This window comes from Calditrichota bacterium (genome assembly GCA_013112635.1).
GTDB lineage: Bacteria > Calditrichota > Calditrichia > Calditrichales > J004 > JABFGF01.
In genome coordinates this window covers 131,131-143,148 of record JABFGF010000004.1, presented here as the reverse complement: position 1 = coordinate 143,148, position 12,018 = coordinate 131,131, and the positions used below count along the sequence as shown (strand labels likewise).

At 39.0% G+C, this 12,018-nt stretch carries 9 protein-coding genes; all 9 read left to right on the top strand.

The genetic code is table 11. The annotated features are described in order from the left end of the window. Positions 1 to 134 precede the first annotated feature (134 nt). On the top strand, positions 135 to 755 hold the full coding sequence (locus tag HND50_12205) for a TetR/AcrR family transcriptional regulator (GenBank protein ID NOG45994.1): 621 nt from the start codon (positions 135 to 137) through the stop codon (positions 753 to 755). 53 nt (positions 756 to 808) lie between these two features. Next, positions 809 to 2,200 carry an efflux transporter outer membrane subunit gene (locus HND50_12200; GenBank protein NOG45993.1) on the top strand — a complete coding sequence of 464 codons (1,392 nt, stop codon included), beginning with the start codon at positions 809 to 811 and terminating at the stop codon, positions 2,198 to 2,200. A gap of 91 nt (positions 2,201 to 2,291) precedes the next feature. Beyond that, positions 2,292 to 3,443 (top strand): efflux RND transporter periplasmic adaptor subunit, encoded by a 1,152-nt coding sequence (locus HND50_12195; protein NOG45992.1) that lies wholly within the window; start codon positions 2,292 to 2,294, stop codon positions 3,441 to 3,443. A gap of 145 nt (positions 3,444 to 3,588) precedes the next feature. After that, complete coding sequence (locus HND50_12190) at positions 3,589 to 6,762, top strand: efflux RND transporter permease subunit (GenBank protein ID NOG45991.1); 3,174 nt, start codon at positions 3,589 to 3,591, stop codon at positions 6,760 to 6,762. A 59-nt stretch (positions 6,763 to 6,821) separates the two neighbouring features. Continuing rightward, positions 6,822 to 8,108, top strand: a complete 1,287-nt coding sequence (locus HND50_12185; protein NOG45990.1) for a TolC family protein — start codon at positions 6,822 to 6,824, stop codon at positions 8,106 to 8,108. Beyond that, entirely contained in the window at positions 8,108 to 8,983 is an 876-nt protein-coding gene (locus tag HND50_12180; protein ID NOG45989.1) for an HlyD family efflux transporter periplasmic adaptor subunit, read from the top strand. The genes HND50_12185 and HND50_12180 overlap by 1 nt, the downstream gene beginning before the upstream one ends. A gap of 176 nt (positions 8,984 to 9,159) precedes the next feature. Beyond that, positions 9,160 to 10,089, top strand: coding sequence for an ABC transporter ATP-binding protein (locus HND50_12175; protein NOG45988.1), 930 nt, complete (start codon positions 9,160 to 9,162; stop codon positions 10,087 to 10,089). Then, the gene (locus tag HND50_12170) at positions 10,082 to 10,819 is read left to right on the top strand and encodes an ABC transporter ATP-binding protein (protein ID NOG45987.1); all 738 of its coding nucleotides are present in this window, start codon (positions 10,082 to 10,084) and stop codon (positions 10,817 to 10,819) included. The genes HND50_12175 and HND50_12170 overlap by 8 nt, the downstream gene beginning before the upstream one ends. Then, entirely contained in the window at positions 10,812 to 11,918 is a 1,107-nt protein-coding gene (locus HND50_12165; GenBank protein ID NOG45986.1) for an ABC transporter permease, read from the top strand. Before HND50_12170 ends, HND50_12165 begins: the two co-directional genes overlap by 8 nt. Positions 11,919 to 12,018 lie beyond the last annotated feature (100 nt).

Sequence of the window (12,018 nt, the reverse complement as noted above, 5' to 3'; positions counted from 1 at the left end):
TCAAATACTCTTTTTAAATCAATTCTCTTACTAAAAAATTAAATCAAACGATTGATTCAAACAAGTGATTGAAAAAAACTTGACAATCAGTTTATCCTTCCTTAAAATTCCTGAAACAAAATTAAGAAATAGATATGAGTAGAAAAAAAGATACAAAAACAAAAATACTAGATGCTGCTGAAGCGTTATTTAGTCGAGACGGGATTGCCAAGACTTCATTAAGGACAATTATTGCAAAAGCGAATGTTAATATTGCTGCCATTCATTACCATTTTGGTTCTAAGAAAGAGGTGATATCAGCAGTTTATTTGAGACGTTTGCAACCAATAAATGAAAAACGATTAGCAAAGTTGCAGGAAATGAAGGAGCAGGCTGGTGAAGAAAAACTTGATCTTGAAGAGATAATAAAAGCTTTTCTGTTGCCAATATTAATTTGTGAATCTGTTTCAAAAAATGAACGTGAAAAAATGAGGAAATTGTTTAGCCATGTTCAAACAGAACCAGATGAAGTTGCACATATTATGGATATGTTTAAGGATGTTTTCGAGCAATACACAATGGCCATTGCAGAAGTATTGCCACAACTATCTAAAGATGATTTGACCTTGCGCTTTATGTTTATGATTGGAGTTATGGGTAGCATAATGAATAAAAATATCTTTCATAACAAACTTAGTAAGATAGATGAAAAGACGCCGTTTGAAGTTTTTCTTAATAAAGCAATAAAGTTTGTTGCTGCAGGTTTTAAAGCATAAGCCGGTCAAAACAACAAACGATGAAAATAAAGAATACAAATTTAGGATTGGATATGAAATATAAACCATTGTTTTTAACAACTTTTGTAATGTCTGTTCTTTTCTCATGTTCCCCTGAGATAAAGCACCCGGATTTAAAAGTTGAGTTTCCCGAAAAGTGGCTGGACAGCACTCAAACTTATGCTTATATCGATTCTGCCTGGTGGGAAGGATTTGGTGATGAAAAACTTGATTCTGTGATTGCAACAGCTTTTGAACATAATTATAGCTTGCAGGCAGCTGCAGCACGCATGGAAGCCGCTGAAGCACAGGCAACCATAGCAGGTGCTGACCTTTATCCAAGTATAAGTATTAGTGGTTCCGGTGTTCGCCAAAAAAGAAGTTTGGTTGGGTTTCCTTCTAATCCAAATTTTTCACTGCCAGAACATTTGAATACTTTTGGCACTTCGGCCAATGTAGCCTGGGAATTGGATTTGTGGGGCCGAGTGCGAAATGCCCGTTCAGCAGCCGGTGCAAGTTTTGAAGCGTCAAAAGCGGATTATGATGGATTTAAACTATCATTAGCAGCACAAACAATAAAAGCCTGGTTTGCCGCGATTGACGCATCCAAGCAATTAGAACTTAGCCAATCCAATTTTGAAAGTTATCAATTATCTCAGGAGCGGATTTTAGCCCGCTATGAAAAAGGTTTGCGCCCATCACTGGATTATCGATTTTCACGAAGTAGTGTGGCTGCAGCAGAATCGCAAATGTATCAGCGTATACAGCAATCTGACCAGAGTAAAAGACAAGTTGAATTCATTTTAGGGAAATATCCTGCTGCAAAAATTGAGCTAAGCAAAAAACTGCCAATGGAAATAGGAGATATCCCAGAAGGGATTCCTGCGGATTTGTTGCAACGCCGCCCCGATATTATTGCCGCAGAGCGACGATTGGCTGCCTCACAGTGTAATGTTTCCGCTGCCAAAGCTGCATTGTTTCCTAGTATCCGGCTTACCGGGTCTTACGGCACAAGCACAGACGATCTGTCAGAAATCCTCAATATGGATTTTTCAGTTTGGAGTATTGCAGCCAACGTGTTACAACCTGTTTTTCAGGGTGGAAAATTACGCGCAAATGTTAAGCTAAACGAGGCTTTGCAAAAACAAGCATTTGCCGCTTATGCCAATACCGTCCTTCTCGCTTATTCTGAAGTAGAACTAATTCTTGCGGCAGATCAATTTTTAAGAAAACAAGAAGCAGCAACCAAAATTTCACGAGATGAAGCAGTTGCTGCCAAAGAACTTTCGGAAGACCGCTATTACAAAGGACTGGTTGATATTATCACATTTTTAGATGCCAGTCGTCAGGCAAATAATGCAGAAAGCCAATTACTTACGATTCGTCGTTTACGCCTAGAGAATCGTGTAGATTTTTATGTGGCACTTGGCGGGGAAGCGAATTGATTATTGTAAGATTGAGCATAGAAAATCTTATAATCTAAAATCTTTCAGTCTTACAATCTACAAATCTTAAAATAATTTAATGGAGTTTAAAATGAGCGACAAAACACGAAAAATATTTATGCCGATAATAATTATCTTTGTTGGATTGATTATTACTGCTGTTTTAGTATTGGCGCAGGAAGAACCGGAGCAGGTAAAGCCAGAGGCTTATAAACCTTTGGTCCGCTATCAGGTAGCTGCAAAAAGCAATGTGCAAATTAATGTTTCTTCCCAGGGAACTGTAGTACCGCGTACGCAAAGCAATGTTGTATCACAAGTGGGAGGACAAATTGTCTCTGTTTCTCCACGTTTTGCCGCAGGTGGATTTTTTAATAAAGGCGAAATTATGCTACAAATCGACCGCACAGATTTTATCCTCGCGAAAACCAAAGCAGAGCTTCAAGTGGCACAAGCTGAGCTTAGGCTGGCCCGTGAAAAAGAGGAAGCCAAGCTGGCAAAATCTGAATGGGAAAAAGTTGGAACAGGTGAACCATCAAAATTAGTTTTACGGGAGCCTCAACTTAAAGAAGCCATTGCAAGCCTCAATGCTGCAAAAGCCGGATTAGAGCAGGCTATTATTCACCTAAAACGAACTGAAATACGTGCACCATTCGCTTCAAGAATCCGATCCAAAAGTGCCGATGTAGGACAAGTTATAAACCCAGGAACACCGCTTGGTCAAATCTATGCCATCGATTATGCCGAAGTTCGCTTGCCATTACCGGATGCAGAACTTGAATTTGTAGACCTTTCTTACAGCGGATCTGCAACAAAAAAAACAGGGGTTAAATTATCTACGGTTTTTGCGGGGAAAAAACATTCCTGGGATGCGCAGCTTGTTCGGCTTGAAGGCGAAATTGATCCCAAAAGCAGAATGGTTCATGTAGTTGCCAGAGTTAGTGATCCTTATGCAAAAAAAGCTGCAGATAACAGACTGCCTCTTTCGGTGGGAATGTATGTAAGTGCTGAGATAGAAGGACGTGAATATGAAAATGTTTATGATATCGACCGATCGGCATTGCGTGGTAAAAGCAATATCTGGGTGATTGACAATGACAACAAATTGTACATACGTCCGGTAACAATTTTACGCCAGGAAGAAGGAAGAATAATTGTAAATGGCGGCATAGACGATGGTGAAAAGATTTGCCTTTCCCCATTGGATGCTATGATTGATGGGATGGATGTACGGATTGAAGAATAAATTTGACTTTGCTGTCATGCTGAGGTACGAAGCATCCCTTCAAGAAAGAGATTCTTCGCTATAACTGAAGTTCCTCTCAGAATGACAAGATTTAGTGTATTTGTCAGAAAGCTTAAACAAATTAAATGCAAAAAAGGGAGAAAATATGAACCGTGCAATAGAATGGTTCGCTAAAAATTCAGTAACAGCCAATTTATTAATGATCGGGATTTTGGCTCTGGGGCTATTATCTGTTTTTACAATAAAAATGGAAGTATTTCCAGAGGCAAGCCTGGACTTTGTTTCGATTTCAGTGGTTTATCGTGGTGCTGCCCCGGAAGAAGTGGAAGAAGGGGTTTGCGTTCGTATAGAAGAGGCCATTCAGGATTTGGATGGTATAAAAGAAATTACTTCACGCGCACAAGAAAATGTTGGCAGCGTAACTGTTGAAGTTAAAACAGGATATGATGTTTCTAAAATGATGGAAGATATAAAGTCTCGGGTGGATGGAATAGACACGTTCCCGGTGGAAACGGAAAAGCCGGTTGTTAGTGAAATTGTACGCCGTACACAGGTAATTAATATTGCTATCTCCGGCGAAACCGATAAAAAATCACTAAAAAAATTGGCAGAAGATATCCGCGAAGATTTATTGGTAATGCCGGAAATAACCCAGGTTTCCATTACAAATACCCAACCGTATGAAATTTCAATTGAAGTGAGCGAAGATGCGTTGCGCAGCTATGGTTTAACATTTGATGAAGTTGCCCGTGCTGTAAAAATGTCGTCTCTGGATTTGCCTGGTGGGTCTGTAAAAACTTCGGCTGGGGAAATTTTGTTACGCACAAAAGGTCAGGCCTATGTTGGGGAGCAATTTGAGGAAATAGTTTTACGCAGCTTTCCGGATGGGACGCGGCTTTATTTAAAAGATGTAGCAAACATTGATGATGGTTTTGCAGACACAGATCAAAATGCGCGTTTTGATGGAAAGCCGGCAGCCATGGTACAAATTTTCCGGGTTGGTGACGAGAGTGCTTTGGATATTGCTGAGGTGGTAAATGAATATGTTGAAGCCAAACAAAAAAAACTGCCTGCAGGATTAAACCTAACAACATGGCAAGATGATACCCGAATCTTAAAAAGCAGAATTGACCTGTTATACAGAAACGGCCGCATGGGTATATTTTTAGTTTTTATCGCTTTGGCCTTATTTTTAAAACTACGTTTGGCCGGCTGGGTGAGCGTTGGTTTGCTGATCTCATTTTTGGGCGCTTTGTGGGTAATTCCGCATTATGATGTTTCAATAAACCTAATATCCCTTTTTGCATTCATTTTGGTTTTGGGGGTTGTGGTGGACGATGCAATTATTGTAGGTGAGAATATTTATACAATGATTGAAAAGGGAAAACCACCTTTGGAAGCCGCTATTGAAGGTGCCAAACAAGTAGCTGTTCCGGTAACCTTTGCTGTTTTTACAACTTTTGCAGCCTTTGCACCTTTGTTAATGGTGGAAGGGATGTTCGGTAAATTTATGAGGGCAGTCCCCGTAATTGTGATTGCAACTTTGGCATTTTCATTGATTGAATCTTTGCTGATTTTACCTGCGCATTTGGCTCATTCAAAAATAAATCCTGAAAAAACATCTGAAGGCTGGTGGCAAAAAATTCAGGCCAGGTTTTCCAATAAACTTAAGTGGTTTATTGAGACAAAATATAAGCCAAGCCTTGAATTTGCTTTGAGATGGCGTTACGCAACTATGGCTGGTGGTTTGGCCATGCTGTTTATTAGTTTTGGACTTGCAAAAGGTGGTTGGTTATCGTTTACTTTTTTTCCACAGGTTGAAGCAGATAATGTTGTAGCATTATTAACTATGCCACAGGGAACTCCGGTTGAAAAAACTGCTGAGGCGATGGATCAAATAGAAAAGGCTGCATTACAACTGGACAAGGAGTATCAGGACGAAGGTAATGATGGCGTCTTCCGTCATGTTTTAACCTCCATTGGTGAACAACCCTTTAAAATTCGTCAAAGCAGGGGAGAGGTAAATGGAGGAGCTGGCTTGACCGGTGCTCATCTTGGTGAGATAAATATTGAGTTGCAGCCCTCTGAGGAACGGACCATCACAAGTGAAGAAATAGCTAAAAGATGGCGCGAGCTGGTTGGGTCAATCCCGGATGCAGTTGAACTTACTTTTACTTCTTCTCTTTTTTCTACGGGTGATGCTATTAATATAGAATTTTCAGGAAATGATTATGATGCTTTAAATGCTGTATCTGCTGAAATGAAGAAGCAATTGACAACATATCCCGGTGTATTTGATATTTCTGATTCTTATCGCGCAGGCAAGCAGGAAATTAAATTACAAATTACACCCCAAGCACAGGCATTAGGTTTAACACTTTCAGATTTGGGCAGACAAGTTCGACAGGCTTTTTACGGAGATGAGGCTCAACGCATCCAGCGCGGACGCGATGATATTCGGGTCATGGTTCGTTATCCCGCATCAAAAAGACGTTCCTTAGCTGATTTGGAAAATTTGAGGATTAGAACACCTAAAGGCGGGGAAGTACCGTTTTCTGTGGCAGCTGAAGTTGAGTTTAGCCGTGGATTTGCGGCAATCAGCCGTAGGGATAGGCGTAGAACGCTATCCGTGACAGCAGATGTGGATGACAAGCAAACTACACCCGATGAAGTTCTAAACAGTTTGAAGGCCGCTTATCTCCCTGAGCTAATGGAAAAATATCCTGGAATAAAATACTCTCTGGAAGGTGAACAAAGAACACAAAAAGAAACCATGCAAGGTTTAATGAAAGGTTTTGCCGTGGCAATGCTTGTTATTTTTATCTTGCTGGCAATTCCTTTTAAATCATACATCCAACCTTTTATAGTTATGAGCGCAATACCATTTGGCATTATTGGTGCTCTTATTGGCCATCTTATTTTAGGATTTGGATTAACAATTTTATCCATGTTTGGTATTGTTGCTTTAACCGGCGTAGTTGTAAATGATAGTTTGGTGATGGTTGACTTCATTAACCGGTCCCGTGCCAGTGGATTAAGAATCAGTGATGCAATCCGTGAGGCTGGTATTGCACGTTTCAGGCCGATTCTTTTAACATCCGTAACAACATTTTTAGGATTGTTGCCGCTCTTGTTTGAAACAAGTGTTCAGGCACAATTTCTAATTCCGATGGCAATTTCCCTGGGATTTGGGGTTTTATTTGCTACCTTTATAACATTAATCCTTGTACCGGTTATTTACCGCAGCCAGGAAGATGTTAAGGTTGGTATTAAAAGACTATTAGGAAAAAAGGTGGAACCTGAAAGGGTTTTAACCTGAGATTTAGGCAGCATTCTGTCAAATTTGTTCTTATATAAACAATAGACGGGTTACTTAATATGAAACTGTACATTACCCTGATTTATGTTTTATTAAACTCATTCCTGTTTGCCCAATCCTTACAGGAAGCAGTAGCCGAGGCTTTAGAAAATAATGATCTTGTGAATGCAGGCAGGCAAGCTGTTGTGGAGGCCCAATATCTGGAACGCTCTACTTTTGCCGGGACTCTTCCAACGCTCGATTTTACAGGATCTGCACGATATGTAACGCATGTTCCGGAAATCGACTTTCCTGCTTTACCCGGATTATCTGGCCAAAGTATTACCCTCGGCTCTAAAGATACCTACGAGGTGGGCATCGGATTAAACTATACTCTTTTTAGTGGATTTGCTCAAACGGCTAGTGAACAACTTGCCTCAGAGAAAATAATCCTGGCCCGCTTAAGTTTACTAGCTAATCAAAAGGAAATTGCACTGAAAACAGTTCAATTGTATCGCGGCGTTCAATTGCTTGATATTGCTGATCTCATTTTAGATGCCGGCCATAAAAGGCTAAACTTACAATTTGATCGATTAAAAATTGCTGTTCAAAATGGGTATTCTCTGGCCGTAGATACGCTCTCTTTGAAACTTTCTGTTTTAAAAATTGAGCAGCGAAAATCTGACATTGCCGTTCGCCGCGCAAATCTGGTAGAATTGCTGCAAATTGCAACGGGAAAGAATTTTCAGGTATTGCCATTTGAAGCAAATTTAGGAAAAGCATTAGACAGTCCATTTAATCCGGATAAGAACGAGCAAATCAGGAAAATTGACTCTAAAGAAAAACAATTGGACATAAAAAACGACATAATTAAATCATCATATTACCCCAAAATTGGATTACAGGCTTTTTATAAATACGGCAAACCCGGTCTGGATTTTATTAAAGATGAATGGATGGATTATGGTGTGTTGGCGGTTGGTTTGCAATGGAACTTGTGGAGTTGGAGTACACACAGAAATCAGCTTGAGGCCAATAATGCAAAAATGTTGCAGGTTGGTTTTGAAAAAAACAGCCTTAAAGAACAAGTTAAAACCAGCTACGAAAAGTCAATCCGAAATTATGAGCATGCGCAGAAATCTTTAGCAGTATTCCAAATGGGAAATAAGCTTGCCCGTCAAAAAATGAAAATTATTGAAACGCAATATCAGGAAGGAAGTGTTTCTACAACGGATTACAATTTGGCCAACCAGGAGTTGATTGAAACAGAACTGGATTTAAAAAAGCAGATGATAGAGATAAGTTTAAAAATTTCAGAGATTGATTTTTACAGTGGTAAGCCGGTTAGTGAATGGAGATTAAACTGATGAAAAACTTAACATATATTTTTTTACTATTCATATTTGCCTGCAATGAAGGACAGGATGAAATAACTGTTTATAATGGAAGAATAGAATCTGAAACAGTTCGCATTAGCGCAAAAACTGTTGGAGACATCGATTCTGTTTTGGTTGATGAGGGCGAATCTGTTAAAAAAGGGCAGCTTCTGGCAGTAATAAACACCGACAAAACAAAACTCCGGAAAAAAATCCAACAAGCCCAATTGAACGAAATTTCTGCAAATCATGCATCCATACAAGCACAACTTAAACAACTGGAAGCACAACTTGCCCTTGGTAATTTGAATCTGGGTAAGATTGAAAATATGCTTTCTAAGGGCGCAGCTACTCAATCCCAGAAAGATGACATCCAAACGCAGGTTGATGTTTTAATGGCAAAACAAACGGCATTAAAAACACAGTTTAATGTAATCGCCAGCAAAAAAGAGCAATTAAATGCAACAATCGATCTTACAAACTTATCTATTCAGGATGCGCGGATATATGCTCCAATTAATGGGGTCATTCTTTCCCGGTTTCATACTGAAGGCGAAGGTACCGCACCCGGCGTACCGCTTTTTGAAATGGCAGATTTGCAAAAAATGACCGCATCCATCTATGTTCCGCTGGAAGAGTTACCAGATATTCAGTTAAGTCAATCCGCAGATATTTTTATTAGCGGTAAAGAAAACTCTATCAAGGGATCGGTTTCGTGGATTGCATCAGAATCGGAATTTACCCCAAAAACAATCCTTACAAAAGAAACACGCAATACGCTGGTTTACGCAGTGGAAATTTCGATTGAAAATCCGGATGGTCTTTTAAAAATTGGAATGCCAGTCGATGTATCTTTTGCGGATTGAACCTTTTCTATGAAAACTGGTGTCATCCAGATCGAAACGAAGTATAGAGAAAGATCCCCCTTAGGCAATTGGATTCTTTACTTCGTTCAGAATGACAGCATTTTTTGGGAAAAGGTTTTTAATTCTATTTTTTATACATCTTGTAAAATCTTGAGATTATTAAGCTAAAATTGACAATGGACCCACTCGTCATAAAATCGGTTTCAAAACAATATGGAGCAATTGAAGCATTGTCCGATGTTTCTTTCTCTGTTAAAAAAGGCGAAATATTTGGATTAATCGGACCTGATGGCGCTGGGAAAACTACTTTGCTAAGAATGATTGTTTCACTGCTTAACCCTGACCGTGGCGAGGTTTTATTTCAGGGCAGACAAACAACAAAAGATATTGCATATATCCGATCCAATGCGGGGTATATGCCCCAGAGATTTAGCTTGTATCAGGATTTAACTGTAGAAGAAAATTTAAAGTTTTTTGGTGATTTATTTCGTGTCCCGGAAGAAACTCAATTGGAGCGCATAGCAAACTTGTATGAGTTTTCCAGGCTTGGCCCATTTAAAGATCGGCCGGCGGGAAATTTATCCGGCGGTATGAAACAAAAATTGGCTCTCTCCTGCATGTTGATCCATGAACCCGAAATTATGGTTTTGGATGAACCGACTTTTGGGGTCGATCCAATTTCCAGGATTGAGTTTTGGGAGATTTTGTACAAGCTGCGTGAAAATGGTGCTACATTAATTGTTAGTACACCATACATGGATGAAGCTCTCCGCTGCAATAGAACAGCCATGATTTATGATGGCAAAATTATGGTGAATGACCGTCCCCAAAATATCATCGATAATTTCCAACATAATTTGTTTGTCATCGAATCAGAATCGCCACACAAATTGTACAATGAACTTTTAAAAAACTTTGATGAACAAAACCTTCAGCTATTTTCAAATGGTATTCATATAATTGACAGAGCCAATGCAGGTGAAGAAAAGTTAAAAAAACAAATACTTCAAAATGTGGCCGGTGTAAAAAATATTCAAAAATCGCAACCGGGGTTAGAAAATATTTTTCTGGATTTAATGCAGACAACGGGCGGCTCTCATGAATAACTCAAAATATATTGTTGAGGTTGAAAACCTGACCCGGACATTTGGTCAATTTACAGCGGTTGATAATATTTCATTTAAAGTGGAAAAGGGCGAGATATTTGGCTTTTTGGGTGCAAACGGAGCCGGTAAAACAACAACAATCCGGATGCTTTGCGGATTATTATCACCAAGTAGCGGAAGTGCATTAGTAAGTGGTTTTGATATCTATAAAGAGTTTGAGCAAATTAAACTGAATATTGGATATATGAGCCAGAAGTTTAGTTTATATGATGATTTGACCATAAAAGAAAATGTTGAATTTTACGGCGGTATTTACGGGCTTTCCCGCGCACAAATAAAGAAACGTACTGAGGAATTGCTGGACTATTTAAAATTGGATGAACATGCCAATAAGCTGACTTCATCTATTCCTGTTGGTTGGAAGCAAAGGTTGGCCCTGAGTACAGCTTTGTTGCATGACCCTGATATTGTTTTTTTAGATGAACCCACCAGCGGTGTGGATCCGGTTTCCCGGCGAAATTTTTGGATGTTGATTTATGAGTTGACAGGGCAGGGAAAAACAGTTTTTGTTACAACCCATTTTATGGACGAGGCGGAATATTGCAATCGATTGAGTATAATGAAGGATGGTATTATTGCGGCTATTGGAGAACCGGAACAGCTTAAAAGCGAATACAAGGCAGAAAATTTGGATCAGGTTTTTTTAAAAGTGGCGAGGCACAATGTTTAGCAAAACGCTGCGCGGAATAATTAAAAAAGAGTTCTATCATATCCTGCGTGACAGGCAAACGCTGATAATACTTTTCCTGATGCCGGTGTTGATGCTCTTTTTATACGGCTACGCCATCACCATGGAAATGCGTCAGATCGAAACAGCAATTATTAATTTGTCACATTCTCAAAAAAGCCGCTCCTTTATCGAAAAAATTGTATCAAATGACTTTTTTAAAGTTACTGCCGTAGATGTACCTTACGAGAAATTGGAAAGTGTTTTTCAAAAACGCCAGGCGCGGGCTATTATTATTTTTCCTCAAAATTTTGCCGATGATCTTAATTCCAATCCTCATACAAAAGTACAATTACTAATTGATGCCAGTGATCCAAATGCGGCAAATTTTATCAATAACTATTTAAACGTAATCGCGGCAAAATATAATCTTGCCCAAAACGCTTCTCTTATTTTTCCATTTAGCGTAGAGCCAAGATTATTATACAACCCGGATTTAAAATCTGTTTATTTTTTTGTGCCGGGATTGATTGCATTAATTCTTCTGCTTATTTGTGCTTTGCTAACCAGTATTGCTATTGTGCGTGAAAAAGAAAGCGGGACGTTAGAGCAAATTCTTGTAAGTCCTGTAAAGCCGCTTCAAATTATTATAGGAAAAGTTATCCCGTACCTTGTAATTAGTTATTTAATGGGCGTCATGATTTTGATTTTTGGTTACTTCTGGTTTGATGTACCAATTAATGGATCACTGCTTTTATTAAATATTATGTTGCTGCTCTATATTTTTACAGGTTTGAGTATTGGCCTGCTGGTTTCCACGATTGCCCGTACACAGCAAATCGCCATGATGGTAACTTTGGTTGCAACAATTTTACCAACAGTAATGATAAGTGGTTTTATTTTTCCAATTGCCAGCATGCCGGAGATACTTCAATGGGTTGCAAAAATTATTCCTGCCACGCACTTTCTTGAAATTATTCGTGGCATAATGTTAAAAGGCGTTGGAATAAAAGAGTTATACAATCAGACTTTATTTCTGGTAGGATTGTCGCTCTTTTTAACTTTTGTGAGTATGCGAAAATTTAAAACACATTTGGAATAAAGATTTGATAAAAAATGAAGTGTGGCGGGATTGCGCGTAACGCAAATTGATACAAGTTTTTTCTATTCGCCAAATGCATCACACTCTTCACATTACGGTT